This window comes from Microtetraspora sp. AC03309 (assembly GCF_020826795.1).
In the GTDB taxonomy this organism is placed as follows: Bacteria; Actinomycetota; Actinomycetes; order Streptosporangiales; family Streptosporangiaceae; genus Microtetraspora; species Microtetraspora glauca.
Genome location: NZ_JADDIL010000023.1, coordinates 16787 through 41701, shown reverse-complemented (window position 1 = coordinate 41701; position 24915 = coordinate 16787). Strand labels below are relative to the sequence as shown.

The 24915-nt window shown below is 67.6% G+C and carries 28 protein-coding genes; 17 read left to right on the top strand and 11 right to left on the bottom strand.

The features are described 5' to 3' along the window. The first annotated feature begins 35 nt into the window (after positions 1-35). The 6 genes from IMZ11_RS15905 to IMZ11_RS15880 all read left to right on the top strand — a co-directional run bounded on the left by IMZ11_RS15905 (position 36) and on the right by IMZ11_RS15880 (position 4853). Positions 36-1121, top strand: coding sequence for an S-(hydroxymethyl)mycothiol dehydrogenase (locus tag IMZ11_RS15905; protein WP_228642105.1), 1086 nt, complete (start codon positions 36-38; stop codon positions 1119-1121). A gap of 79 nt (positions 1122-1200) precedes the next feature. Further along, positions 1201-1806 carry an MBL fold metallo-hydrolase gene (locus IMZ11_RS15900; RefSeq protein ID WP_228642103.1) on the top strand — a complete coding sequence of 202 codons (606 nt, stop codon included), beginning with the start codon at positions 1201-1203 and terminating at the stop codon, positions 1804-1806. Positions 1807-1947: 141 nt separating this feature from the next. Then, entirely contained in the window at positions 1948-2127 is a 180-nt protein-coding gene (locus IMZ11_RS15895; RefSeq protein ID WP_061253397.1) for a bacterioferritin-associated ferredoxin, read from the top strand. 15 nt (positions 2128-2142) lie between these two features. Beyond that, positions 2143-2625: a bacterioferritin gene (bfr, locus tag IMZ11_RS15890; protein ID WP_061253398.1), complete on the top strand. Its 483-nt coding sequence runs from the start codon at positions 2143-2145 to the stop codon at positions 2623-2625. Positions 2626-2889: 264 nt separating this feature from the next. Then, complete coding sequence (locus tag IMZ11_RS15885; RefSeq protein ID WP_030451323.1) at positions 2890-3558, top strand: response regulator transcription factor; 669 nt, start codon at positions 2890-2892, stop codon at positions 3556-3558. Positions 3559-3584: 26 nt separating this feature from the next. Then, on the top strand, positions 3585-4853 hold the full coding sequence (locus IMZ11_RS15880) for an ATP-binding protein (protein ID WP_228642101.1): 1269 nt from the start codon (positions 3585-3587) through the stop codon (positions 4851-4853). Here the strand turns inward: IMZ11_RS15880 and IMZ11_RS15875 are convergent. Then, positions 4826-5311, bottom strand: coding sequence for a GtrA family protein (locus IMZ11_RS15875; protein WP_228642099.1), 486 nt, complete (start codon positions 5309-5311; stop codon positions 4826-4828). The two genes, IMZ11_RS15880 and IMZ11_RS15875, sit on opposite strands and share 28 nt — an antisense overlap. A 286-nt stretch (positions 5312-5597) precedes the next feature. Here IMZ11_RS15875 and IMZ11_RS15870 point away from each other — a divergent pair, with 286 nt between their 5' ends. From IMZ11_RS15870 to IMZ11_RS15855, 4 genes are all read left to right on the top strand, one after another. Continuing rightward, entirely contained in the window at positions 5598-6560 is a 963-nt protein-coding gene (locus IMZ11_RS15870) for a hypothetical protein (RefSeq protein ID WP_228642097.1), read from the top strand. 90 nt (positions 6561-6650) lie between these two features. After that, the gene (locus IMZ11_RS15865; RefSeq protein ID WP_228642095.1) at positions 6651-7820 is read left to right on the top strand and encodes a 5-(carboxyamino)imidazole ribonucleotide synthase; all 1170 of its coding nucleotides are present in this window, start codon (positions 6651-6653) and stop codon (positions 7818-7820) included. After that, a complete protein-coding gene (gene purE, locus IMZ11_RS15860) occupies positions 7813-8334 on the top strand; it encodes a 5-(carboxyamino)imidazole ribonucleotide mutase (protein WP_228642093.1) in 522 nt (173 codons plus the stop codon). Before IMZ11_RS15865 ends, purE begins: the two co-directional genes overlap by 8 nt. A 425-nt stretch (positions 8335-8759) precedes the next feature. Further along, complete coding sequence (locus IMZ11_RS15855) at positions 8760-9494, top strand: alpha/beta hydrolase (protein ID WP_228642091.1); 735 nt, start codon at positions 8760-8762, stop codon at positions 9492-9494. Here the strand turns inward: IMZ11_RS15855 and IMZ11_RS15850 are convergent, their stop codons facing one another. The 3 genes from IMZ11_RS15850 to IMZ11_RS15840 form a co-directional block, all read right to left on the bottom strand. Beyond that, complete coding sequence (locus IMZ11_RS15850) at positions 9495-9641, bottom strand: hypothetical protein (protein WP_228642089.1); 147 nt, start codon at positions 9639-9641, stop codon at positions 9495-9497. Positions 9642-9739: 98 nt separating this feature from the next. Then, complete coding sequence (locus IMZ11_RS15845; RefSeq protein ID WP_228642087.1) at positions 9740-11059, bottom strand: UDP-glucose/GDP-mannose dehydrogenase family protein; 1320 nt, start codon at positions 11057-11059, stop codon at positions 9740-9742. Positions 11060-11203: 144 nt separating this feature from the next. Beyond that, positions 11204-11887, bottom strand: coding sequence for a TetR family transcriptional regulator (locus tag IMZ11_RS15840; RefSeq protein WP_228642084.1), 684 nt, complete (start codon positions 11885-11887; stop codon positions 11204-11206). Positions 11888-11978: 91 nt separating this feature from the next. Between IMZ11_RS15840 and IMZ11_RS15835 the strand changes: the two genes are divergently transcribed. Beyond that, the gene (locus IMZ11_RS15835) at positions 11979-13142 is read left to right on the top strand and encodes an acyl-CoA dehydrogenase family protein (protein WP_308066797.1); all 1164 of its coding nucleotides are present in this window, start codon (positions 11979-11981) and stop codon (positions 13140-13142) included. A gap of 202 nt (positions 13143-13344) precedes the next feature. Here IMZ11_RS15835 and IMZ11_RS15830 read toward each other — a convergent pair whose 3' ends face one another. After that, positions 13345-13791, bottom strand: a complete 447-nt coding sequence (locus IMZ11_RS15830) for a DUF1801 domain-containing protein (RefSeq protein ID WP_228642082.1) — start codon at positions 13789-13791, stop codon at positions 13345-13347. A 154-nt stretch (positions 13792-13945) separates the two neighbouring features. Beyond that, entirely contained in the window at positions 13946-14677 is a 732-nt protein-coding gene (locus IMZ11_RS15825) for a TetR/AcrR family transcriptional regulator (protein ID WP_228642080.1), read from the bottom strand. Positions 14678-14874: 197 nt separating this feature from the next. On the opposite strand from IMZ11_RS15825, the gene IMZ11_RS15820 reads away from it, so the two are divergent. After that, positions 14875-15345 (top strand): hypothetical protein, encoded by a 471-nt coding sequence (locus tag IMZ11_RS15820; RefSeq protein ID WP_228642078.1) that lies wholly within the window; start codon positions 14875-14877, stop codon positions 15343-15345. Between the two features lie 213 nt (positions 15346-15558). Next, entirely contained in the window at positions 15559-16056 is a 498-nt protein-coding gene (locus IMZ11_RS15815) for a nitroreductase/quinone reductase family protein (protein ID WP_228642076.1), read from the top strand. A 174-nt stretch (positions 16057-16230) separates the two neighbouring features. Here the strand turns inward: IMZ11_RS15815 and IMZ11_RS15810 are convergent, their stop codons facing one another. Together IMZ11_RS15810 and IMZ11_RS15805 are read right to left on the bottom strand one after the other, a co-directional pair. After that, positions 16231-16839 (bottom strand): peptidase inhibitor family I36 protein, encoded by a 609-nt coding sequence (locus tag IMZ11_RS15810; RefSeq protein WP_228642074.1) that lies wholly within the window; start codon positions 16837-16839, stop codon positions 16231-16233. A gap of 684 nt (positions 16840-17523) precedes the next feature. Next, entirely contained in the window at positions 17524-18471 is a 948-nt protein-coding gene (locus IMZ11_RS15805) for a LysR family transcriptional regulator (protein WP_228642072.1), read from the bottom strand. 805 nt (positions 18472-19276) lie between these two features. On the opposite strand from IMZ11_RS15805, the gene IMZ11_RS45940 reads away from it, so the two are divergent. Further along, complete coding sequence (locus IMZ11_RS45940) at positions 19277-19915, top strand: hypothetical protein (protein ID WP_305075881.1); 639 nt, start codon at positions 19277-19279, stop codon at positions 19913-19915. 335 nt (positions 19916-20250) lie between these two features. Next, positions 20251-20745: a hypothetical protein gene (locus IMZ11_RS15795; protein WP_228642070.1), complete on the top strand. Its 495-nt coding sequence runs from the start codon at positions 20251-20253 to the stop codon at positions 20743-20745. A gap of 455 nt (positions 20746-21200) precedes the next feature. On the opposite strand, the gene IMZ11_RS15790 is transcribed toward IMZ11_RS15795, so the two are convergent. Continuing rightward, positions 21201-21677 (bottom strand): signal peptidase II, encoded by a 477-nt coding sequence (locus IMZ11_RS15790; RefSeq protein ID WP_228642068.1) that lies wholly within the window; start codon positions 21675-21677, stop codon positions 21201-21203. 562 nt (positions 21678-22239) lie between these two features. Here IMZ11_RS15790 and IMZ11_RS15785 point away from each other — a divergent pair. After that, positions 22240-22803, top strand: a complete 564-nt coding sequence (locus IMZ11_RS15785) for a hypothetical protein (RefSeq protein WP_228642066.1) — start codon at positions 22240-22242, stop codon at positions 22801-22803. 62 nt (positions 22804-22865) lie between these two features. After that, on the top strand, positions 22866-23195 hold the full coding sequence (locus IMZ11_RS15780; protein WP_228642064.1) for a DUF4288 domain-containing protein: 330 nt from the start codon (positions 22866-22868) through the stop codon (positions 23193-23195). A 140-nt stretch (positions 23196-23335) separates the two neighbouring features. Here IMZ11_RS15780 and IMZ11_RS15775 read toward each other — a convergent pair whose 3' ends face one another. Together IMZ11_RS15775 and atpB are read right to left on the bottom strand one after the other, a co-directional pair. Continuing rightward, entirely contained in the window at positions 23336-23686 is a 351-nt protein-coding gene (locus IMZ11_RS15775) for a hypothetical protein (protein ID WP_228642062.1), read from the bottom strand. A gap of 402 nt (positions 23687-24088) precedes the next feature. Further along, complete coding sequence (gene atpB, locus IMZ11_RS15770) at positions 24089-24877, bottom strand: F0F1 ATP synthase subunit A (protein ID WP_228642060.1); 789 nt, start codon at positions 24875-24877, stop codon at positions 24089-24091. Between the last annotated feature and the right edge of the window lie 38 nt (positions 24878-24915).

The window sequence follows — 24915 nt, the reverse complement described above, 5'->3', positions numbered from 1 at the left end:
CTAACCTTCCCGTTTATCTGAGATGAGGGGCGAATATGCCGTACGAGGTCCAGGGTGTGATCGCAAGGGGCAAGGGCGAGCCGGTGACGCTGGAGACCGTCCACGTCCCCGATCCCGGTCCGGGAGAGGCCGTGGTGAACGTCCAGGCCTGCGGCGTCTGCCACACCGACCTGCACTACCGCGAGGGCGGGATCAACGACGACTTCCCGTTCCTGCTGGGACACGAGGCGGCCGGTGTGGTCGAGGCGGTCGGCCCCGGCGTGACCGACGTCGCCCCCGGTGACTACGTCATCCTCAACTGGCGTGCCGTGTGCGGCCAGTGCCGGGCCTGCCTGCGCGGACGCCCGTGGTACTGCTTCAACACGCACAACGCCGCGCAGAAGATGACCCTCGCCGATGGAACGGTCCTGAGCCCGGCGCTCGGCATCGGCGCGTTCGCGGAGAAGACACTGGTCGCCGCCGGGCAGTGCACCAAGGTGAACCCCGAGGCCAAGCCGGCGGTGGCCGGCCTGCTCGGGTGCGGCGTGATGGCCGGGCTGGGGGCCGCGATCAACACGGGCGGCGTGACCCGCGGTGACTCCGTGGCCGTCATCGGCTGCGGCGGTGTGGGGAACGCGGCCGTCCTCGGAGCGGGCCTCGCCGGAGCGGGCAAGGTCATCGCGGTGGACGTGGACGACCGCAAGCTCGCCTGGGCTCGCGACTTCGGGGCCACGCACACGGTCAACTCCCGCGAGACCGACGCCGTCGAGGCGATCCGCGAGCTGACCGACGGCCACGGCGCGGACGTCGTGATCGACGCGGTCGGCCGACCCGAGACCTACGAGCAGGCGTTCTACGCCCGCGACCTCGCCGGGACCGTCGTCCTGGTCGGCGTGCCGACCCCCGAGATGCGGCTCGACCTGCCGCTGCTCGACGTGTTCGGCCGTGGCGGCTCGCTCAAGTCCTCCTGGTACGGCGACTGCCTGCCGAGCCGGGACTTCCCCATGCTGATCGATCTCTACCTGCAGGGGCGGCTCAACCTGGACGGTTTCGTCTCTGAGACGATCGGGCTGGACCAGGTCGAGGAGGCGTTCGCCAAGATGCACCGCGGAGAGGTGCTGCGCTCGGTCGTGCTCCTCTGACGGATCCGGTGACCGAACCGGCGAACCCTGCGAGCCCAGCGAAATCTGCGCAATCCGCTACGCGAGAAGAGATCCATCGATGAGCACTGTCTCCCGCCTGATCACATCGGGCACGTTCTCCCTGGACGGCGGGACGTGGGAGGTCGACAACAACGTCTGGCTGGTCGGCTCCGACGACGAGGTGGTGGTGATCGACGCGGCCCATGACGCCGCCGCCATCGCCGAGGCCGTCGGGTCGCGCCGGCTGCGGGCGATCGTCTGCACCCACGCGCACAACGACCACATCAACGCCGCCGCCGAGCTCTCCGAGCGCACCGGGGCGCCGATCCTGCTCCACCCCGCCGACCAGGTCCTCTGGGAGATGGAGTACGGCTCGGCGGTGCCGTACCAGCCGCTTGAGGACGGCCAGGTCATCGAGACCGGCGGTCCGGAGCTGCGGGTGCTGCACACGCCCGGTCACGCGCCCGGCGCGGTCTGCCTGTACGCCCCCGAGCTGGGGGTGGTCTTCACCGGGGACACGCTCTTCCAGGGCGGCCCGGGTGCCACCGGCCGGTCGTTCTCGTCGCACGACACCATCGTCGAGTCGATCAGGAAGAAGCTGCTGACGCTGCCGGAGGAGACCGTCGTGAACACCGGTCACGGCGAGTCGACCACGATCGGCGCCGAGGCGCCGAACATCGACTAGAGCGTCCTGTGGCCGCCGCGCGTCACCGCGACGCGCCGAGGCGCCCCGCACGGGAGAATGTGGGGCGCCTCACATAGGCAAGCCTTACCTTGGTGGGTTATCTTAGGTGTGCCTTACCTTAATCCCCTCCGAGAGGCCGCCATGTATGTCTGCATCTGTCGTGCGGTGACCGAGAGCGAAGTGCACGACTGCATCGCGGACGGCGCCAAGAGCGCTCGCCAGGTGCGCGACATGACGGGCGCCGGAGGGGACTGCGCTCTCTGCGTGCGGAAGATCTGTGCCATGCTGAAGAGATCAGACGACCTCGTCACCAGCGCATAGATCGAGAGGCCCCTGATGCAGGGCGACAAAGAAATCATCGCGCTGCTCAATGAGCAGCTCACCTCCGAGCTCACCGCGATCAACCAGTACTTCCTGCACGCCAAGATGCAGGAGAACTGGGGATACACCAAGCTCGCCGAGTACACCCGGCACGAGTCCTTCGACGAGATGAAGCACGCCGAGCGGCTCACCGACCGGATCCTCTTCCTGGAGGGGCTGCCCAACTACCAGAAGCTGAACACACTGCACATCGGGCAGACCGTCAAGGAGCAGTTGCAGGCGGACCTGGCGCTGGAGTACGGCGTGGTGAAGCGTCTGAAGTCAGGCATCGCGTTCATGCGTGAGCGCGGCGACATCACCTCGGCCAACATCTTCGAGGACATCCTCGAGGACGAGGAGAAGCACATCGACTACCTGGAGACCGAGCTCGGGCTCTTCGAGAGCCTTGGGGAGAAGCTGTATCTGCAGCGGTACGCCGAACCTCCGTCGTCCTCCTGAAATTTCCGGACATTTGACGCCCGCCGTTTTCGGCGGGCGTTCTTTTTTGCCTCCCTTTCCCATGCGATGAAGGAGTGGCCGCCGCGTGTCGCCATTCGCCGTTCTGGGTACAGCCGGTGGAGCGGTACGGCGAAAAGCTGGAACCCTTGCGTACGGACTATTGGCCATTTATCAGTGTTTGCCCAGGTCAATTGATGGGTCAACGACAAGTCAAACCGCGCGCTGTGGCCGGGAAACAACCCCTTAAGGTCCTACGATCGCTTCATGACCTGCGTACTTCTCGCCGAGGATGACACCTCGATTTCCGAGCCGCTCGCGCGCGCATTGCGCCGGGAGGGCTATCAGGTAGAGGTGAGCCCTGATGGCCCGCAGGCCCTGGAGAGGGCTCTGTCGGGAGGTGTCGACCTCATAGTTCTCGACCTTGGCCTGCCCGAGATGGACGGCCTCGAGGTCGCGCGCCGGATCCGCGCCGAAGGGCACGGCACACCGGTGCTGATTCTCACCGCACGCGTCGACGAAGTCGACACCGTCGTGGGCCTCGACGCCGGGGCCGACGACTATGTGACCAAACCGTTCCGCCTCGCCGAGCTGCTCGCCCGTGTACGGGCACTGCTGCGGCGCGGTACCTCCGAGACCCCGGTGGTCCAGGGCGTCAGGATCGACGCCGACTCCCGCCGCGCCTGGATGGGGGACAAGGAGCTTCACCTGACCACGAAGGAGTTCGACCTGCTGCGCGTGCTCGTGCGCGACGCGGGCAAGGTGGTCACCCGCGAGCAGATCATGCGGGAGGTGTGGGACACCAACTGGTGGGGGTCCACCAAGACCCTGGACATGCACATCTCCTGGCTTCGCAGGAAGCTCGGGGACGACGCCGCCAAGCCGCGTTACATCACGACCGTCAGGGGAGTGGGCTTCCGATTCGAGCGCGAGTAGGCCCATATGGGCGAAAGGACTAGCACGTGCGTCGGCGCCTGCTCTCCTCGATGCTGCTCGTCGCGGTCATCGCGGTACTGCTGCTCGGGGTCCCCCTGGGCGTGGTCGTCGTCCGCCTGATCCACGACGAGGCCTCGCAGGAGCTGCATTCCGAGGCCACCCGGCTGCTTATCGGGGTCGAGTACTCCATAAGCCAGGAGCAATCCATCGACCCCAAGCAGCTGGAGAAGAACTATCCCGACCGGTACATCCAGGTGTTCGTGCAGGGGACCGCGCCGATCGCGGCGGGCACGGCACCTCCGGCGCACCGGCAACTGACCGCGGAAGCGCGGTCGGAGAACGGCTACGTCCGGATCAGCCGGGACGCCGCGCAGGTCCAGCAGGGCGTCCGGGCGCGACTGGTGCTCATCGTCGCGCTCGTCCTCGCGGCGCTCGGCGTGGCGGTCGGGCTCGCCATCGTGACCTCGTTACGCCTGACGCTGCCGCTCCAGGATCTCGCCAGGATCGCGGAGCGGCTCGGCTCAGGGGACGCCCGGCCCAGCCGGCACAGATACGGCATCCCCGAGTTGAACCGGGTCGCCGAGGTGTTGGACCGCAGTGCCGTACGCATCGCGGAGCTGCTCGGCAGGGAACGCGAGTTCGCGACGGACGCGTCGCACCAGCTGCGCACACCGCTCACCGGCCTGAACATGCGGCTGGAGGAGATCGTCGCCGCGGCGGGCGAGCCCGCGATCGTCCGCGAGGAGGGCGAGGCCGCGATCGTGCAGGTCGAGCGTCTGACCGCGGTGATCGACGAGCTGCTCGCCGCCGCGCGGCGGCAGCGGCACTCCCAGGCCGAGCCGATCGACGTGGACCAGATCCTGGACCAGCAGGTCACCGAGTGGGAGCCCGCCTTCCGGCGGGCGCAGCGCTCGCTCAAGCTGGTGGGCAGCCGTGGCCTACGGGCGCTCGGCACCACGGGCGGGCTGAGTCAGGCCATCTCGACCCTCCTGGAGAACTCCCTCCAGCACGGCGGCGGCACGCTCACCATTACCACGACGAGCACGGAGAAATCGGTCGTCATCGAGGTGGCGGACCAGGGACCGGGCATCCCCGAGGAGCTCGGCACCAGGGTCTTCGAACGCAACGTGAGCGGAGCGGGAGGCACCGGGCTCGGGCTGACGCTCGCCCGGTCGATCGTCGCCGCGGACGGCGGGCGGCTGGAGCTGATCAAACGACGGCCGGCGATCTTCGCGATCTTCCTGCGGCACGTCGAGGACGACGGGCGTTACCGCGTGGTGAGCGGCCCGGCCTGAGTCTCCACCACCGAGACGGGGGTGTCGGGCACGGCGAGGAACACCCACTTCTTGTAGGACCAGAAGCGGAACAGCGTGCCCAGCACCAGCCCGACGATCTGCGCGACGCTGAAGCTGACCGCGTCGTGCCGCCCCAGGGCGTACGTGACGAACGCGATCACGGCCAGCGAGATCGCCAGGCCGACGGCGTTGAGCAGGAAGAACATGATGTACTCGCGGGCGAGGCCGCTCTGCTCCCGATGCCGGAACGTCCAGAAGCGGTTGCCGAAGTAGGCGAACGTGGCCGCGACGACGGTCGCGATGGTCTTGGAGGTCAGCGGCCCCAGCTCGATCACGAAGCGGAGCAGGCTCGCGCCGCCGAAGTCGATGACGAACGCGAGCGCGCCGATCAGGCCGAACTTGATCAGCTCATGGAGGATGGCGGCGAACCGCTCGTAGACGCCTCGGAGAAGCTGCACGACTCGCTCGATCCTTCCCGGCCTGCACTGCGTTCTCCCCAGGCTACCGGTCCCGGGGGTTCCGATGGTCACAGTCCTCCCGCTCCCTCTCCACTACCTGGGAAGGAGGGCCGGTCTTCCCAGAAACGGAAGAAAGTTTCATGAAATATCCGGCTATCTCGGGTTAAGGCGAGTGAGACCCACTACTCTCCCGACTGGTTCGGGGATCGTGAGCGCGTACTGACGCGTGACCGGAAAGCGTGACTGGAAGCGTGACTGGAAGCGTGACTGGAAAGGTGGCTCCGCCGTGCCGCGCCGACCCTTGATGCGACCACCCGCCGTCGTGTCCGTCGTCGCCCTCGGATCCGTACTGCTGGCGGGATGCGGCGACCGGAGCCCGGCCACGGTCGGTGAGCGGCCCGGTGAAACCGTCTCACGACCGGCGGCGGCCACGCGCGAGGACGCCACCGCCGCTTTCGCGGGGCTCTCCGACCTCAGGGACGCCTGGAAGCACCAGGACTGCGCGAAGATCGAGTTCCTGACGGCGTGGACGGAGAGCGTGTTGTCCGGCCGGGCCTGCCAGGCCGCCAGGAAGGGGCAGCCGGTCCCCGCCGCGGACGCCTACACGGACGTCGAGTTCTACCTGCCGGAGGACCCCGGGGAGCGGCCCTGGTTCGCGGCCCTCGCCCGGGCGCCGCGGCCCGCCTACTTCGTGTTCGTACGGGCCGACGGGCGCTGGCGGCTCGGCGCAGGCCCCATTCCGGTCGTCGGCGAGGTCCCCGAGCTGGAGGAGGGGCCGGTCGCCGCGGGAGCCGACCGGGACACGCAGGTCCGGGCCAGCCTGGTGCCCACCCGGCTGCTCGCGTTCCTCACCGACCCGGCGGGGGTGAGCGGGGTCCGGCTCCCGTCCGGTGATCCCATGCGCGACCTGCTGCGCGAGTTGGCGGCGAGGCCCGCGCGAGCCCAGCGGGACCGGCTGTCCGCCGACGTCCGGCTGGAAGGGCCGGCGTACGCGTTGCCGCTGCCCGACGGAGGCGCGCTGGTCTTCCACACGCTGCGGCTCGTCCTCACCCAGAAGCCCGGAGCCGGGCGCTCGTCCCTCGCCCATCCCCGGTACGGCGCCGCCGCCGTACGCGCGTTCACCGGGCAGGGGCCCACCGGCAGCGTCACCAGCGGAGAGCTGCTCTTCCTGGCCACCCGGGTGTCGGCGAGCGGCGGGCTGTCCACGGTCGGGCTGCGCCGGGTTCTCGCGGACATCACCACCTCCTGACCGCGATCCGCGGCGGGACGCGTCCCGCGTCCCGGGCGGAGGGCATGGCAGGGGAATCCCGGTCCGGTGGAATCGGTAGGCTGGCATGTCGTGAACAGCCCAAACGTGCCCCAAACCCCCGGCCCGGTCGTCGGCCCGGTTGTCGGCGTCGTGGGAGCGGGACAGCTCGCCAGGATGATGCAGCAGGCGGCGATCGCGCTCGGCGTCGAGCTGCGGGTCCTCGCGAACTCCCGGGACGAGAGCGCCGCCCGCGTGATCGTCGACACCCGCATCGGTGACTACCGTGACCTGGGAGACCTGAGCGACTTCGCCAAAGGTTGCGACGCGGTCACCTTCGACCACGAGCACGTGCCGACCGCGCACATCCGGGCCCTCGTCGACGACGGCCTCGCCGTACATCCGGGGGCGGAGGCGCTGGTCCACGCGCAGGACAAGGCGGTCATGCGGGAGCGGCTGACGGAGATCGGCGCCCCCTGCCCGGCCTGGGCGCGCGTGTCCGAGCTCTCCGACGTCGAGGCGTTCGGCGAGGAGCACGGCTGGCCGGTCGTGCTGAAGGCCGTGCGCGGCGGTTACGACGGCCGGGGCGTCTGGGTCTGCGCGTCGGCGGACGAGGCGCGCGAGGTCGTCGACTCCGGCGTGCCGCTGCTCGCGGAGGCGTTCGTACCGTTCGAGCGGGAGCTGGCCGTACTGGTCGCCAGATCGCCGCACGGGCAGGGCGTCAGCTATCCCGTCGTCGAAACCGTGCAGAAGGACGGCATCTGCGTCGAGGTGATCGCCCCGGCCCCCGGCCTGGCCGCGGAGGACGCCGCCGCGGCGCAGCGCGTCGCCCTCCGCATCGCGCAGCAGCTCGGCGTGACCGGCCTGCTCGCCGTCGAGATGTTCGCCACCACGTCCGGACTGGTCGTCAACGAGTTGGCGATGCGCCCGCACAACAGCGGTCACTGGACCATCGAGGGCGCCAGGACCTCCCAGTTCGAGCAGCACCTGCGGGCCGTCCTCGACCTGCCGCTCGGCTCGCCGTCGCCCACCGCGCCCGTCGTCGTCATGGTCAACCTGCTGGGCGGGCCCGATCCCGACGTCTTCGCCCGGTACGAGCACGTCATGGCGAACGACCCCGGCATCAAGATCCATTTTTACGGCAAGGACGTACGGCCCGGCCGGAAGATCGGGCACGTCACCGCGCTCGGCACCGACCTCGACGAGGTACGCGCCCGCGCCTGGCACGCCGCCGACTGTCTGAGGGGACCGATCGATGTCTGAGGTGGGGACCCCCGTCGGGATCGTGATGGGAAGCGACTCGGACTGGCCGGTCATGCGGCAGGCCGCCGAGGCGCTCCAGGAGTTCGGCGTGCCGTTCGAGGCCGACGTCGTCTCCGCGCACCGGATGCCCGCCGAGATGATCGAGTACGGCACGCATGCGGCCTCCCGCGGCCTGCAGGTGATCATCGCGGGAGCCGGCGGCGCGGCGCACCTGCCGGGGATGCTCGCGTCGGTCACGCCGCTGCCGGTGATCGGCGTCCCGGTGCCGCTGAAGTACCTCGACGGCATGGACTCGCTGCTGTCGATCGTCCAGATGCCGGCCGGGGTTCCGGTCGCCACCGTGGCCGTCGGCGGCGCCCGCAACGCCGGGCTGCTGGCCGTACGCATCCTCGCCGCCGCCGATCCCGCCCTGCGGGAGCGGATGGAGGAGTTCCAGGCCAACCTCAAGGCCCAGGCGTACGCCAAGGGGGAGCGGCTCCGCGCCGAGGCGAGAGAGCTGGGCTCCCTCTCCTGAGGCGCCGGCCGCGCCGGCCGCGCCGGCCGCGCCGGCCGCGCCGGCCGAGGCCGGCTCTCGGTCGGCGCGGCGCATGGAGTGGTGTGCCGGAGGGGCGCCTGGGCGCCTTCTCCGCGCTTGTCAAGCGAGCGGCTGTGAATCCGTTGGATCTTGCTGGCTGTGCGTGACCGCCTTCGCGGCGGGCCCCGGAGCCTGAAGCCTGCCTTCAGGCGAGTGGCTCCGTGGCGTCCGGCTACGGAGCCTCCGCAAAAACCCGTTGGCGGACCACGGCGACCTCTGCTAATTTTTCGGAGGCCGTGCCAGAGAACGAGGAGGTGGTACCCGTGAACGCAATATCGACATGGGTGCTCCCCTCTTCTGGGGTCACGGTCGGGCGATAGGTCGTCCGGGAGCGCCGTTCAAGAGCACTCCCGAAAGGCACGACCATGCGATTCACTTCTGAACAGCGCCTCGACGACGGCGTCCTCGAACGCGAATTCACCCTCGGCGAGATCCCCGGCATCCTGTGGACGCCCGCATCCGCATCCGCACCGGTCCCGCTGATCCTGCTCGGCCACCCCCCGCTCGGACTGCACAAGATGTACCCCCGGCTGGTGGCGCGGGCCCGGCACTCTGCGGCGGAGGGCTTCGCCGCGGCCGCCATCGAGCTCCCCGGGAGCGGTGACCGGCCCCGTTGGGCCGCCGCCGAGCAGGCTCGCGCCGACCTGCGCCGGGCTATGGAGGCCGGCGAGCCGGTCGGCGACGAGATCATCGACGCCCTCATCCTCCCGCTCGTCGACAAGGCGGTCCCGGAATCGCAGGCTGCCCTGGATGCCCTCCTGTCGCTGCCCGAGATCGGTGGCCCGGTCGGGTACTCCGGAGGAGTGATCTCCATCGGCATCCGGCTTGCGGTGGTCGAGCCGCGCATCGTGGCCGCCGGCCTCTTCGCCGGGAGTTTCGTGCCTCGCACCATGTTCGAGGAGGCCCGGCAGGTCACCATTCCGCTGCACGTCCTACTGCAGTGGGACGACGAAGGGAACGACCGGCAGGCGGCTCTGGACCTGTTCGACGCCTTCGGCTCCAAAGAGAAATCGCTGCACGCCAACATGGGCGGGCACACCGGCGTCCCGCAGTTCGCAGGGGAGGACGCGGCCGGGTTCTTCGCCCGGCATCTGCGCTAGCTACGGGCAGGGGCCCAGCCCCCAGGCCGGCGGCAGGCGGTAGGCGGCGCCGGCCAGCACGCCGCTCATCGAGGACAGGTCCCGGCCCTCCTCGAAGGCGGTGGCCATCAGATGCACGCCCGCCCCGATCGCGGCGGTACCGGCCATCGGCGGTACCGGCCGGTCGGGGCGGGCGCGTCTCCGGATTGACGTCGGTGAAGGTCCCGCTGGCGCTGGCGTCGCCGTCGACTATGCCGAGTAGCGGGCTACGGGCGGCCGAGCGCGCGGTAGTTCCATCCGGCCGCCCGCCAGGTCTCGGCGTCGAGTGCGTTGCGGCCGTCCACGATGTTCCGGGTACGCACCGCCGTACCGAGCTCCTCGGGGTCGAGCACCACGAACTCCCGCCATTCGGTCAGCAGCAGCACGACGTCGGCGCCGCTGACCGCGCCGGTGGCGCTCTCCGCGTAGCCGAGCCCGGGGTGCGCCCGGCGCGCGTTCTCGAGCGCGACAGGGTCGTACACCGTCACCTGCCCGCCCGCCTGGCTGATCGTCACCGCCACGTCCAGAGCGGGGGAGTCCCGGATGTCGTCGGAGTTGGGCTTGAACGCCGCGCCGAGGACGCCCACCGTGCAGCCGTGGAACGAGCCGCCGACGAGGCCGCGCGCGAGGTCGACCATGCGGGCCCGCCTACGCATGTTGATGGCGTCGACCTCGCGCAGGAACGTCAGCGCCTGGTCGGCGCCGAGCTCCCCCGCGCGCGCCATGAACGCCCGGATGTCCTTCGGCAGGCACCCGCCGCCGAAGCCGAGGCCGGGGTTGAGGAACTTCCCGCCGATCCGCTCGTCGAACGACAGGGCCAGGGAGAGCTGCTTGACGTCCGCGTGGGACGCCTCGCACACCTCGGCCATCGCGTTGATGAAAGAGATCTTGGTGGCGAGGAAGGCGTTCGCCGCCGACTTGACCAGCTCGGCCGTCGGGTAGTCGGTCACGACCACCGGGATGTCGCCGAGCGGCGTGTAGACGTCCCGCAGCACCTTCTCGGCGCGCTCGGAGGCCACACCCATCACGATCCGGTCGGGCTTGAGGGTGTCCTGCACGGCGAAGCCCTCACGCAGGAACTCGGGGTTCCACGCCAGCTCGACCTGCGACCCGGCGGGCGAGAGTCGGATCAGCTTCTCGGCGAGCCGCTCGGCGGTGCCGACGGGGACGGTGGACTTGCCCACGACCAGGCACTCGCGGTCGAGAAAAGGGGCGAGGGACTCCACGACGGCGTCGAGGTAGGACACGTCCGCGGCGTACTCGCCCTTCTTCTGCGGCGTGCCGACGCAGACGAAGTGGACGTCACCGAACTCGGCCGCCTCCTGGTAGGAGGTCGTGAACCTGAGCCGGCCGGCGGCGAGGTTGCGCTGGAGCAGTTCCTCAAGGCCGGGTTCGTGGATGGGCAGCTCGCCGCGCTGGAGGCGCTCGATCTTGCCGGGATCGACGTCGAGGCCGAGCACCTCGAAGCCCAGCTCGGCCATGCACGCCGCATGGGTGGCTCCCAGGTATCCGGTCCCGAGCACTGTCAGGCGGTACGGCACGGCCATGCTCCCATCTACCTGTTTGTACGGGGTGTGCGCATGGTATCGGGCCAGTCAACTGCCCCAGTCAGCACCTCACCAAACAACGGTCGGGCCGCTGGTAGGCGCACCTGATGTCCACAATCCCTTTCCTGTAAGGACATCTGGAGGTCACCTGGCGGACTCGATCTCCTGGGCGATCTTCCACAGGGGCGTGCGGCGGCGGGTCACCACGATCAGCACCTCGTCCTGGTTGTCGGCAGGTCGATCGTGATCGTCCAACCAGGGTTCCAGGCCCGCCAGGACGCCGGACAGCGCCTCGGCGGTCCGGGTTCGCACGTCGCCCGTCCCGCCGCCGCGAAGCCAGCCGCGCAGCACATGGTTGTGGGTGGTCACGATGGCCGCCGCGATCACCTCGTGGCGCAGCCGCCGGGGCTCCTCGGCGCCGTCGCGCTCGTTGAGGAAGGCCGCGAACGCCCGCTGGTAGCGGCTGGTCGCCGCGATCTCGTGTTCCCTCAGGGACGAGACGCGCCGGGTCAGCTCGTAGCGCTTGACCGACGTCTCCGGATCCTCGGCGTAGGTGTCGACGACCATCAGCGCCGCCTCCGTGACGGTCGTCAGCGGTGAGATCAGCGGGGACGCCGCCTCCAGATGCGCGACGATCTCCCGCAGCATGGCGTCGTGGTCGGGGAAGATGGCGTCTTCCTTCACCCGGAAGTGCCGGAAGAAGGTGCGCCTCGCCACACCCGCGGCCTCGGCGATCTGGTCCACCGTCGTCTCGTCGAAGCCCTGGGCGAGGAACAGGTCGAGGGCGGCGGCGGTAAGGCTTCGCCGTACGTCACGTCGAACCGGCACGCGTGACCCGTCCTTTCGGGTAAGAGCGCCTTCTCGGTTGGCACTCAGTGTCTTATAGTGATGCACAAGATGCCACAAAGGAGGATAAACCGTGGACGCGGAGCTGTACCAGCCATCTGAGGAGCACCAGATGCTCCGCGAGGCCATCCGGGCCCTCGCCGACGAGAAGATCGCGCCGCGTGCCGCGGAGGCGGACGAGAACGAGGAGTTCCCGTGGGAGGTCTACAAGGACCTCGTCGCCGCCGAATTCCATGCCGTGCACGTTCCCGAGGAGTACGGCGGGGCCGGGGCCGACGCGCTCGCCGCCGTCATCGTGATCGAGGAGGTGGCGCGCGCCTGTGCCTCGTCCTCGCTCATCCCCGCCGTCAACAAGCTGGGCACGGTCCCGCTGCTGCTGTCCGCGTCCGACGAGCTCAAGCGGCGTTACCTCCCGCCCGTCGCCCGCGGCGAGGCGATGTTCTCGTACGCGCTGAGCGAGCCCGAGGCCGGCTCCGACGCGGCCGCAATGAAGACCCGCGCGGTCAAGGACGGCGACCACTACGTGCTCAACGGCACCAAGATGTGGATCACCAACGCCGGGGTGTCGGAGTACTACACGGTCATGGCGGTGACCGACCCGTCGGCCGGCGCGCGCGGCATCTCCGCGTTCGTGGTCGAGAAGGCCGACGAGGGGGTGTCCTTCGGCGCCAAGGAGAAGAAGCTCGGCATCAAGGGCTCGCCCACCCGGCAGGTCATCCTGGAGAACGTGCGCATCCCTGAGTCCCGCATGATCGGCGCGCCCGGCACCGGTTTCAAGACCGCGCTCGCCACCCTCGACCACACCCGCGTCACGATCGCCGCCCAGGCGCTCGGCATCGCGCAGGGCGCGCTCGACTACGCCATCGGGTACGTCAAGGAGCGCAAGCAGTTCGGCAAGCCGATCGCCGAGTTCCAGGGGCTCCAGTTCATGATCGCTGACATGGCGATGAAGCTGGAGGCCGCCAGGCAGCTCACCTACGCCGCCGCCGCGAAGTCCGAGCTCGCCATGCACGGCACGCCGGTCAAGGACCTGACGTTCTTCTCCAGCGCGGCCAAGTGCGCCGCCTCCGACGCCGCCATGGAGATCACCACCGACGCCGTCCAGCTTCTCGGCGGCTACGGCTACACGCGCGAGTACCCGGTCGAGCGCATGATGCGCGACGCCAAGATCACCCAGATCTACGAGGGCACCAACCAGATCCAGCGCATGGTCATGGCCCGCCAGCTGTTGAAGTAACCCCTGACGTGCGGAAACCCCGCTTCCCGTATCCGGGAGGCGGGGTTTCCTGTGTCCGGACAAGGCCTCTAAACGATCACTGTTCCGTCCCTGTTCCGTGAGAGACGCCGCGCGGCCGGAACAGACGGTCATCGATGGCCTTCCGGGCGCGGTCGTGGGAGCCGGACATCATGTGGAGGCGCAACGTTTTATGGGCTCCCCGTTATCCTCGGCGTTGGTTGGCCCGGTCGACGCCCTTATGTACCCGCACCGTGCGGTCGATGAGCTCGCGCAGCGCGCTCTCGTCGACCTCGCCGAGCCGTTTCAGGTAGAGGCATCCCTTTCCGGTTTTGTGTGGACCGAGCCGGGCGAGCACCGATGCGTGCCGCTCCTCGAACCCGCCCACCAGGTAGACGACGAGTTGCTGCTTGCGCGGCGAGAAGGCAGCCAGGGGCCAGTCGCCCGTGCGCCCGCTCTCGTAGGTGTAGCGGTAGCTGCCGAAGCCGACGATGCTCGGGCCCCACATCACCGCGGGCTCGCCGGTCACCTCGCGCAGAATCGTGCGGAGGCGCTCCGCGTCGGCCCGCCGGCGTTCGTCGGGGACCGCGGCCAGGAAGTCGTCGACGCTGGCGTCCGTCGGGACCGTCACCGGCTGTTTCGATGTCGCCATGAAGTCATGCTCCCACGTCAGGACGACAAAGTTCGTGGGGCGCATAGGGGCCGCACACGACGTCGCGCCGGACACCGACGATCCTCCAACCGCGCTCTTGGGAATTGGCGCGCGGGCGGAACAGGCGGTCGCGCCCGAACGAACTTGTCCGACGCTAAACGATCACTGTTCCGTCGCTTGTCGGCCTCGCGGCCGTGACGCCCCGGGACCCTCGCCCTGAACGCGCCGCCCGCGGTCTGGTCGCACCCTCGGCGATGCCGGCCACGACCGTTTCCAGCATCCGCTCGAACTCGGCCTCACCACCGAACCCCGCTTGCAGGGGAGCCAGGGCGGACAGGGTCGGATACAGGGTCGGATCGAACGCCGGTGGGGCCGCGCCCGTTGCGGGGTCGCCGGTCCCATCGGGATCCGCGCTCACGGTGGCGAGCAGGTACCCGTTGAGGAATCCAAAGAGAACGAGGGGGGCGTCCGCGATCGTCTGGTCGGGGATCTCGGCGCGACGCATCGCCGCTGTCAGCCGCTCGAGCGCCTCAAGGGCCACCGCTGAGGTCTGCGCTCGGGTCGCCAGCAACGGGAAGATGCGGGGATGGCGCATCGCCATGTCCCGATATCCACGGGCCATCGTGCGCGCGATGGCCGTCCAGTCGTCCGGCCACTGCGCGGAGGTGGCCGAGACCTCTGTCAGGACGGCTTCGGAGACGGCGTCCAGCAGCGCGGCCTTGCCCTTGATGTGGTTGTAGATCGACATCGGATCGACGCCGAGCTCGGACGCCAGGCGCCGCACCCCGAATGATTCCAGACCCTGGCGATCGACGAGGTCCACTGCCGCGGCGGCAATCCGCTGGCGGCTCAGTCCGGCCGGTTTGCCCTGCGTACGTTTCGCCACTCGCCACCCTCTCCGCGCCTTGCTCAACCTACATCGTAGGTCTATATTCTCCATCATAGGTAATACTTACGGTGTAGGTATCACATCCACGATCCTGCGCCCGACCAGTCCAGCGTCACGGGCAGAGCGGCGGAGCGAGCACCCGATTCCGCCAGGTTTGCCCGGCATGTGCGGTCGACTTCGAAGGAGACAGTTCGATGACAAAGACCCGACATGCGCGATCAGCCATCGGCGCGATGTACGCGGGCCTCGGGCTCACCGTCGTCGCGATGATCGTCCCGTGGATCGACCTCGCCACCGGCAACGTGCTGGCCGGCCACATCCGGGCCGGCTATCCCACCTTCCCGCAGGGGCGCATCGACGCCGCCGTCATGACGTGGCTTGTCTGCCTGTCGGTTGTCGGGGCACTCGGCGTCATTTGTTGGTTCTGCGCCATCTGGGCGGCCAGGACGGGCAAGCGGTGGGCCCGCGGCGTCGTGACCCTGGTGTGCGCGCTCGGCCTGGGCATCGCCCTGTTCGACCTGCTCGTGAGGGACACCTCTGGGGACACCGGCCTGCCGCCATTGCTCGGTTGGGTCGGGATGCTGCCGTGCCTGGCAGGACTCCTGGCGGTCGCGCTGCTATGGAAGAGATCGCAGTCGACATCGCAGCCGACATCGCAGGCATGACCGAATGCGTGACCTCAGGCCCACCCGCGAACGGTGTCCGCAGAAACCCGGAGTCGTGATCCTTCCGAGATATCGGCTGTTGCGTCGGCTGAACCGGCAGCCCGTCGCCGTCGAAGCAAGAGACGGGCGACCGCCGCATGTGGCGGATCGTCGACTGAGCCAGGACGTCATCGCAAGGGAATCGCTCACTGCGACCGCTCCCGGAGGGTCGCAATGAACCGGATCATCCAGTCGTTGGTCGGGTACTTCGGTGGGCTCAAGCGCAAGCTGTACGAAGGTGGTCGGCCCGGGGCGTTCATGCGGGCGATGAACCGCGTTGACGCACTGCTGTACGCATCGGGAGTCTTCTTCCCACGAAACGCGGTGACCTTGGAGGTGGTCGGGAGGAGTACAGGACGGCCGATATCGGTGCCGGTCGCCGTCGCGGACCATGACGGGGAGCGCTTCCTGGTGTCGATGCTCGGACCGAACGCGAACTGGGTGCGCAACGTCCGCGCCGCAGATGGGCACGCCATCCTGCACCGGCGTGGCCGTGAGGCGGTCATGCTGGAAGAGATTCCGGTGGAGCGACGGGCTCCCGTGCTACGTCGCTATCTCGCCGTCGCTCCCGGCGCGCGGCCTCACATCCCCGTAGACCGGCGGGCACCGCTGTCGGAGTTCGAGGGGATCGCGAGCCGGTATCCGGTCTTCCTGATCCACAGCCGACGATGAGTGCATCGCCCGTCGGCTGCCCTGGCAGAACCGCTCAGCGCCCACAAACCTGCCACCTGAAGGCGAGAACCGGCCACGCCCGGGCGAGGCGTGGCCGGTGGGATCACGGAGGTGCTCGTGCCGGCACTGCGGCGTCGACCGGCCGCCCGGCCCGCCCGGCGCGCCGCCGAGCGATCAGTACCGGTACACGTGGTCCGCCGCGTCGGAAGGGCTCACATGGGAAGTCTGATTTCCAGCCGAAACCCCGAAGATGTTGTAGTCATAGCCGTGGCCGTTCGCGGGATCGCCGTAGTCCAAGTGCTGGATGAATTGCACCAAGGTGTTCGTGTTGTTGTGAACCGAGTTTGTACGGTCGCTCCAGCCATATGTAGCGAGGTCCTGCCAGCCGCGGTCACTGAGTTTCCCTCGGGGATATACGTAGTTGTCCCCGTCGTAGAAGCAGAACCAGCCGGACGGACAGTCGGCCACGGCCGCCGCTGATAGCGGACTCACCGTCGAGGCATCTTGCTGGGGAAGGGCGTAGGTGACGACGAACGTTCCATCGCCATACGTAACCTCATTGCGAGCGGTTTGCCGGCCCCCAGGGGCGATCTTCAACTGCAGCGCGATCTGCCTGCGCAGTTCTTCGTCTGAGCGGGCAGGCCGGTGGAGCAACGCCTCGTCCGCTGCGTCAAGGCCGTGCGAGGCGACCGGTTCCTGTCCCGGGGCGGACTTGGCCATCGCCTGGCCCGTGCCCGTGGCAGCGACGACCACGGTGACGATGCCGGCCAGCAGACCAGCCATGACTCTTGACCTGGACATGAATCTCCTCGTTCTCGATGGTGTACGCGACTTCGTAATCGGGCGATGTGGCCCTGGGGAACGGTTTCGCCGGTGTTAGCAGAGGCGGGTACGGGCGAGGGCCGTTGGAAGTGTGGCGGGAAAGCCGCGACGACGAAATTGGCGATTTCGCTGCGCAATCTTCTCCTTCCCCGACTTGGTTCCGTTGGTAAAATCGCCATCGGGTGCCCTGTCGGAACAATCTCACGCCCTGGCGAAAGGTGCCAGATTCCAGCCATAAGTAAGACGGTGAGATCGATAAACTATTCGTTATGAATGCAAATAGTGGCGCGGGAGCGCGGCAACCGGCCTACGCGCATCCTCGCCGGCCACCACGCCGTCGGGGTGACCGGTGAACAGGCAACGGATCGTGACTGTGTGTGGTCGAACTGAGAGGGCTCCGCGCACCCACCGAAATCACTTACGGCGCCATCTTGGACATGCGCCGCGAGACCGTCGAGTTCCTGGTGAGGCCGCTGAGCGCCGAGCGTCGCCGCCGCCGGACCCGGAAGAAGAAGCCGGCGCTGAACCCGTTCAGACAGCGATTGGCGGCGCGGCTCCGCCTGCGGATCGTCCGAGATGACCCAGGGGACCCAACGGTGTTTCGTCAGGCGCCGCCTTCGGCCACATGTGTGACGTCGAGCCCTTTCAGTCGCGCTCTATCACGGCGCGTGCCGCTTGAAGCAGAGCGGCGACAGGGGAGTGGTCATGGTCGGAAAGCCAGGCCAGGGCCGACGTCGAGAGGGGCAGATCCGTGACATCGACGTACGCGACGCCACGGCGGCTGTAGTCGTGGCGCGCCTCGGTGGGCAGGAAGGCGATGGCCTGGCCTCGGGCGACGGCCGACAGCAGCGCGTCCATGTCCCCGGCCACGGGGCCGTAGCGTACGGGCCTGCCGTCGGGGCGGGGGTTGACCGTCCAGTAGTCCCACCACTCCCGCAATTCCGGGATCGGGACATCGACCACCACGTGGTCGGACAACTGGGCCAAGGTCAGCGGAGCCTGAGCCACCAGTGGGTCGTCGGCGGGCAGACAGGCGACGCGGGACCCTGTCGCCAGGTGCAGGCTCCGTACCCCGGGCGGCAGAGGGGGCCGGAGGAACGCGGCGTCGACCTCTCTGTGGTGCAGGACGTAGGTTTGCTCGACGAAGTCCAGGGAGCGGATCTCCACCGTGATACCAGGGTGCCGGGCGGAGAGTTCGGCGAGGATGGCGTTCACGTAAGGCATGAAGGCCTCACCGCCTATGGCGCCGATCCTCAGGTGGCCCCGCACTTGCCGAGCGCGGGTGGCGGCCATCTTTCGAAAGCGGTCCATGGCCGCCACGACGCCACGCGCTTCGGATACCAGAGCCCGGCCGGCGGCGGTGAGATCCACACGACGGGAGGAGCGCTGCACCAGGCTGATATCCAGCCGGTCCTCCAGTGCCCGGATCTGTTGGCTCAGCGCCGGCTGTGTCAGAAACAGACGCTGAGCGGCACGGCCGAAATGGAGTTCTTCGGCCAGCACCAAAAACAACCGCAGTTGGTGAAGGCTGGGTTCGCGGGAAAGTGCCCCGTCTCGAGAGCGCCGCCCCCGGCTGGCGCCACTGCGATCCATAAGGCGAAGTATAAGTACTCAGCTACGGCTTTCATGGTGAATTGATGCCACTTGATCGTTTGCGTGAGAAAAGCGCAACTCTACGTCGCTGGCACTCTGGACAGTCCGTTTGGGAACACATATCTCGATCTCAGCTCGATGTATGAGCCGATCGTGCGCTCGCGGAGGGAAGTCAACCGGGTCAAGCGGCGTACCTGCGCGGGGACCGGGACCTCGACAACCCGCAACGCCCTCTATGTCGGAGGAGCCAACCGCGGCTTGGCAGAAGCCGAGGGCGTCGGCGTGAGGTCCGACCGGGTGAGCCGACCGGGGCCGGCGAGGGCCGCGATCGCTGCGGCGAGTACGGGAAGTCCGATGACCAGAGCCGCGATCGACGCTCATGGAAGGCCGCTCGGAGGCGACGAGGTCGTTACTGATCATCCATCCGGCCCTCGCCGAGCGCCATTCTGCTACAAGGACTCACAAGTCGCTCGCAAGGACGCACGCCATCATCTCTGCCCATGGAAGCGGCGACGACCATACGGTCGATCCCGGCCGGAGGCCGGACCGGACCCGTACAGGCCTGCCTGCCGTGAAGAACACAGGGTTCGCCGGCGACGGCTACGACCCCCTGGTCTTCGGCGGTCCTACCCCCTCCTCGACAAGGGCACGTCGGCAATGAGATCCACACCATGCCGCTCCGGCATCGCGTTCCCGGACTCAGCGATCGCCGCGAGGTGCTGAGCCGTTTCCGGCGGCGTCCGCGACCGTTCGGCCGTCGCGACTCCGTCCCTCTTCGCGTAAGTGACTTTCCTGAAAGGTAGCCATGACTATGAAGATTCGCGGTGGGCGCACGCTCACCATCATCAGTGCCGGAACGCTTGCGGCCTCGCTCCTCGCTGTCGGCGGTGTTGCCACCGCCTCGTCAGCGACGAACGAGGTGTACGCCTGCGTCCACAAGAAGACCCGGTACGCGCGCATCGTGAAGGCGTCGACTGCCTGCCGCAGGACCGAGGAGCGGATAACGATCGGAGGCAGCACCGTGACGACGGGCGGCAGGGGCGATCAAGGCCCGAAGGGCGACGCCGGTCCCCGAGGTCCGAAGGGTGATGCCGGTCCGAAGGGTGACGCTGGTCCGAAGGGCGATGCCGGTCCGAAGGGTGAGCGCGGCCCCGAAGGCCCGCAGGGCCCCAAGGGTGAGGCCGGCCCCGGCGCCGTCTATTCGACCTACCGGAGGAGCATGGATTTCAACGCGCCCGCCACGGGGGCGATCGGTTGCAACGGCGGCGATGTGGTGACCGGCGGTGGGTACTCGTTCCCGCAGCTCATCAACGCTCAGGTCTACGCCAGCGAGCCCGTGGCCCCCGAGGACGGCCAGGGCTGGATGGTCCGCCTGAGCAGGACCGGCACCGGCACGGCCACTGTCTCCGGCCACATCTTCGTGATCTGCCTGAAGCGGGGCTAGCGACTGTGCGGGCCGGTACGGCACCCGTGCCGGTCCGCATCGGAAGTCGGGACCCTCCTGACTGACCCAGCTCAGGCGGCGACAGCGAGTTCTGCGAGTTCGAGGCGGGCGAGGTGGCCGGTGCGCCCCTGGTCAGGAGATGCCCCTTCCACCAGGCGACCAGGCGTACGAGGTTGAGCGCCGCAGCGGACAAGACGTGGTCACGGTGGCGGGCGCGCACGTAGGTGACCACGATGGCCTGGCGCATGGTGCCCTCGACTCCGGCATGGTGCCTGTACTTGTCGTGCCACAACCCGCGCGCGGCGCGATCCACGACCGCCGATTAGGCTTCGGGCGTGGGACACCATATCTGTGCTCTCGTTGTGGCCGGACGGGTTGACGCCGGGCACGGCCACTCAGTGGGACTGCGTGCCGAACTCGTGCACGACGACATCAGTGTGTTCCCGATCGATCACTACTTCTCGGCCTACTGGGCCGCGAGACGGGGCAGTAGCGCACAGCTCGACCTGCCTGACGGCCTCCCCGCCACGTTCCCGGACGAGGCGGTGCTGTGTGACCTCGTTCGTGAGGTGACCGGCACGGACGAGCCGCGGTTCGCGATCATTCAGACGGATTACTTCGGCGGTATCGGCGACCAGTGGGCTGTGGCGTTCGCCGGTAGAAGGAGACTGACAGCTGATCAGGCATCGATAAACGAGGCGCTTGCCGCACTTGGCGTGCGGGCCTCCGCGTCGGCGGATGAGTTCGACGTGATCGGTCTCGGCGAGTTCCGGAGCAACCCGGATCATCTTGAGCGCTACGTCGACCTGTGTGATGAACTCGGTGTCTGACAGCTGGTTCAGGTCGAGTGGATCTTCGTCTGGTTGCGGCGACTCCTGACCTACTCGGCGATAGCGAGCGCTCGGACTTCTCGGTGACCTTCCGATCTGTCCCACGTGCCTTCCGTTCGGTGGCCGCGAAGAAGACGGAACCGCACACAAACGCCGCGGGGATGCCCAGTACTACTGCAAAAATCACAATTTCTGCAAGTATGGGAAAATGGTACGCAGTAGTGCGTGATGTCGTATTGGGATGGAAAAAACCTGGCCGGTGGCCCAATCGTGGAAGGAGAGGATTTGCGTTCAGGGAGATGGTGCGCGGGTGGTCTAGACGCTGGCAGGCCACTCCCTTCGGTCTCGCTCAGATCAACACGAAGGGGATGAAGTTGCCGTCAAAGACATTGTTCCCGCTATAGGGGAGTACGTCGAAGACACCCGTGCCGCGGTGAGTCCGGACCTGCGTCCGGCTATGAGTCAGAATGTGCCTTGTCGGCTACATCCCCGAGGGGGACGCCACGCAGGCTGAGCAGCACGAGCAGAACGCAACTCCCGGTGAGAGCGATATCGGCGACGTTGCCGATGAACAGGCCGCCATAGTCGATGAAGTCGACGACATGCCCCTGGGCGAAGCCGGGGGCACGAAAAAGGCGATCAAGCAGGTGGGAGGTGGCGCCACCCAGCAGCGCGCCCAGCACGACGGTCCAGGCGGGCGAGCGCAGCCGCCGCCCGACGTACAGCAAACCGACGACCGCGACAGCCGCCGTCAGGGCGAACACCCACGTCGCGCCCACGCCGATCGAGAACGCGGCACCAGGGTTGTACAGCAGTTGCAGCCGGATCAGGTTCGGGATGACCGTGATGCGCTCGCCGTCCGAGAGTGCCGAGGTCGCCCAGAACTTGGAGGACTGATCTGCGAGAAGGACCACCGCCGCCAGCACGAGCATCCACCCGTACAGCCGCAGGTCTCGCCTCGGCCTCTGCGAACTCTGTCCGACCGACAACTCTTACCTCGCAATCTGAAGCTTTCTCGCATCGTAACGACAAAGAGACGGGTCGCGCGGTGTCGTCCTTGATGGTTCGAGCTTGATGGTTCGAGGCCAGTGCCGGGCCCGGCGTAGGGGGCGTGCCGAGAAGTCATGAGGGTCCGGCCGTCGGCGGTCTACCGGGACGCCGCCGGCCGCTGGAGCGGCTCCATCGCTGAGACGGTCTCCGTCACCGCCGCGTCCGGCCAGAGGGGAGGACACGGTGTCATGGTTCGGAAGAAGCCGGTTCTGACCGCTGACCTATATCGAGGAATACGAATGGCGTTATGTATTTTCGGTAGGCCCGTATCGCAATAATGCGGCGTCTCGCTCCGCGGGCTTCGCCCAGACGGAACCGTTGCTGAACGAACCGGGAACTTCCTCTGACCTGTACCCGTTCCGTACGTTGAGCGAAGCGTATTGCGGAGATTCGCGGAGGGCGGGAGTGGGTAGTCGGGAAGCGGTTCGCCGTCGCCGGAGATGGTTGCCCACCGCGACCACCCTGAGCGTGATAATCGCCGTGCTCGCGCTGTTCAACGATGTATTCGGAATCCGCACGATGGCTGTCGGTGTCTATTGTCGTGTCGTCGACGAGTGTGCCGGTGGCAAAGGGCGGCCTTCCGGGGTGGGAGGGGATACTTCTTCCGCCGCGCCGGAGAATCCGAAACCTGGCATCCCGACGGCATGCCGAGGCAAGGACAACCTTTTGATCGAAGGGGCGCTCGTGAACCCCTGTATTCGCAGGGAAGGCGACAGTCTCGAGATCTATGTCGACGTCGAACCGGGTAGTCCGGATGATCCCAATGAAGTCGTCGTGTGGGCGTGGTGGAGGGACGCGGAGAACGCGAAGGGAGAGCCGCACAAGTGCCTCATCAAGCTCGGCGACGGATATCAGAGATGCGGGCCGTTCACGGCGAATCCTCCTCGGGCGGGCTACTACTCGGCGGCCACCACCGTAACAAGCAGTGGTGAAGTGCCGGCCAAATGGGCGGACAAGAATTCGACCGGACAGGTCAGTGCACGCATATATTGGCCGGGAAAACAATGACGGCGGCGACGGGTGCGTCAACCTCCGTTGAGGTGGGCGGCGGCGTCTGGCATCCTTGCGTCATGAACGAGACGCCTGAAACGGGTTGGTATGCGGTCCGCTGCGTCTTCAGGTGGCGTCAGCCGTACGATACCTACGAGGAACGCCTCACCCTCTGGAGGGCCGATTCGTTCGACGAGGCCATAGCCATGGCGGAGCGTGAGGCCGAAGAATATGTCGACGACCGTCCGTTCGAATATCTTGGCCTGGCGCAGGCGTATTATCTGGACAATGAAACGATCAGCTCGGGAACGGAAATCTTCTCCCTCCTGCGAGACAGTGATCTCGACCCGGAAGAGTATCTCGACACCTTTTTCGATACGGGGCGCGAGCGTCATGGTCACATCTCGTAACCTGCGACGTATCGGCTGATCGGCGGGTGGAGATCAGTTCATTCTTCTCGGCGAACGCGAGACCCGAAGACGCCACCCGGTCACTCCGGCTCCCGTTCTCATCGAGAGTCGTTCGTACGCTCGCGGCCGACGTGAACGCGTCAGCCGGGCGACGGCGTGGAAGTCACCGTGGGTCCTTGTCCGGGCTTCGCGTGACTCGTGCATTTGGCGTCCCACTCCGGGACGCGCAGCAGCGCTGGATTGGCGACACCGTTCTCACCGCGTACCCCGCTCGACGTGCTGGCGAAGGCCACGCCTTCGATGCAGACGCGAGCGATGTTGGGGAAATTGTCGACGTTGCGAAAGACCTCGACGTAGTCGACATCGCTGATCTTGTCAGGAGACGCTTCCTCCTGCCCGCCACGATCGCCCAACTGAGGTGACGAGCAGCCGCTCACCAGGAGAACGGCGAGAACTGCTCCCGACCAACGGGCGGCCGCTGAGAGTGCCATCAGTCGCTCCTTGTGGCCGGCAACGGGGGGAACGAATGCCAGGCGCCGACCTTCCCGACGCGGCCAGCATATCCACACAAGGTCGTCGGTGATCAGCTGGGGAATCTCCGGTCGGATCGGTGTGGCAGACGTCGGTAATGCCGGTTCTCCTGCTCCGGTCAGTCGGTTTTGTGTTCACCGGCCTGGGCCTCGGGATCCGACTTCGGGGGAGCGGCGAGCCTCATCCGGCCGGTGCGCCCAGATCAGGTAGCGGATGAGAGCCCGGTGCGCCGCGGCGCCGATGTGACCCGGGCGGCCGCGTCGATCCGGCGCAGGACGAGCAGGGTCACGAGCACTGAATCGTCTGTGATTCGCCGTCAATCAGACGTGGTCATCGGACCTGTCCGTCGACCGCTTCCGCGTTCAGTGTTCGGGGCGGAGGGCGCCGCCGATGTACATGGCGGTGAGCATGGTGAACAGGAACGCCTGGAGGAACTGCAGGAACATCTCGAACCCGGTCATGGCGACCGCGACGGCCACGCTCAGCAGCCCCACCGGCGCCCCGGCCACGGTCGGATGCTCGTACAGGAGCCAGAAACCGGCCGCGCTGAAGAACGCGAGGAGCAGGTGCCCGGCGAACATGTTGGCGAACAGCCGTACGGCGTGCGTGAACGGCGCCGTGACGAAGGTGTAGAGCAGTTCGAGCGGCGCGTACAGCACGAGCGCCAGCGCCTTGGGCAATCCCGGCGGGAACATCAGATTCCTGAAGTAGCCGACGAGGCCCTGGTGCCTGATGCCGAGATAGATCTTGATCACGTAGGCGACGAGCGCGAACACGATAGGGAACGCGATGTGGGAGTTGATCGGGAACTGTATCCCCGGAATCACTCCCATGAAGTTCCACAGCAGGATCAGGCAGAACAGGCTCAGCAGCACCGGCATCCAGCGGTCGGCGTCCTTGCCGAGGAACGGCCGCGCCACCTGGTCGCGGACGAAGAGATAGACGATCTCTCCGGCGTTCTGCATGCCCCGTGGCACCAGCGCGGGCTTGGCGAAGGCGGCCCAGGCGAGCGCGCACAGCAGGAACGCCCCGGTCACGGCCATCACGACCGGTTTGGTCAGCCAGAACGGGGCACCGGACCACAGTGGCGGGAAGTCGAAGAGCTCCACTCCGGGAGCCCGGAACACGTCGTCTGCCAGGCGAATCGCCACCGGCGCTCCTCGTAGTCCACAAAACTGGGTACTGCGTA

Coding starts and splice junctions, on each gene's coding strand:
- IMZ11_RS15905 (WP_228642105.1), top strand. CDS start 36: ATGCCGTACGAGGTCCAGGGTGTGATCGCAAGGGGCAAGGGCGAGCCG.
- IMZ11_RS15900 (WP_228642103.1), top strand. CDS start 1,201: ATGAGCACTGTCTCCCGCCTGATCACATCGGGCACGTTCTCCCTGGAC.
- IMZ11_RS15895 (WP_061253397.1), top strand. CDS start 1,948: ATGTATGTCTGCATCTGTCGTGCGGTGACCGAGAGCGAAGTGCACGAC.
- bfr (WP_061253398.1), top strand. CDS start 2,143: ATGCAGGGCGACAAAGAAATCATCGCGCTGCTCAATGAGCAGCTCACC.
- IMZ11_RS15885 (WP_030451323.1), top strand. CDS start 2,890: ATGACCTGCGTACTTCTCGCCGAGGATGACACCTCGATTTCCGAGCCG.
- purE (WP_228642093.1), top strand. CDS start 7,813: ATGTCTGAGGTGGGGACCCCCGTCGGGATCGTGATGGGAAGCGACTCG.
- IMZ11_RS15855 (WP_228642091.1), top strand. CDS start 8,760: ATGCGATTCACTTCTGAACAGCGCCTCGACGACGGCGTCCTCGAACGC.
- IMZ11_RS15850 (WP_228642089.1), bottom strand. CDS start 9,641: ATGGCCGGTACCGCCGCGATCGGGGCGGGCGTGCATCTGATGGCCACC.
- IMZ11_RS15845 (WP_228642087.1), bottom strand. CDS start 11,059: ATGGCCGTGCCGTACCGCCTGACAGTGCTCGGGACCGGATACCTGGGA.
- IMZ11_RS15830 (WP_228642082.1), bottom strand. CDS start 13,791: ATGGCGACATCGAAACAGCCGGTGACGGTCCCGACGGACGCCAGCGTC.
- IMZ11_RS15820 (WP_228642078.1), top strand. CDS start 14,875: ATGACAAAGACCCGACATGCGCGATCAGCCATCGGCGCGATGTACGCG.
- IMZ11_RS15815 (WP_228642076.1), top strand. CDS start 15,559: ATGAACCGGATCATCCAGTCGTTGGTCGGGTACTTCGGTGGGCTCAAG.
- IMZ11_RS15810 (WP_228642074.1), bottom strand. CDS start 16,839: ATGGCTGGTCTGCTGGCCGGCATCGTCACCGTGGTCGTCGCTGCCACG.
- IMZ11_RS15805 (WP_228642072.1), bottom strand. CDS start 18,471: ATGGATCGCAGTGGCGCCAGCCGGGGGCGGCGCTCTCGAGACGGGGCA.
- IMZ11_RS45940 (WP_305075881.1), top strand. CDS start 19,277: ATGACTATGAAGATTCGCGGTGGGCGCACGCTCACCATCATCAGTGCC.
- IMZ11_RS15790 (WP_228642068.1), bottom strand. CDS start 21,677: ATGCTCGTGCTGGCGGCGGTGGTCCTTCTCGCAGATCAGTCCTCCAAG.
- IMZ11_RS15780 (WP_228642064.1), top strand. CDS start 22,866: ATGAACGAGACGCCTGAAACGGGTTGGTATGCGGTCCGCTGCGTCTTC.
- IMZ11_RS15775 (WP_228642062.1), bottom strand. CDS start 23,686: ATGGCACTCTCAGCGGCCGCCCGTTGGTCGGGAGCAGTTCTCGCCGTT.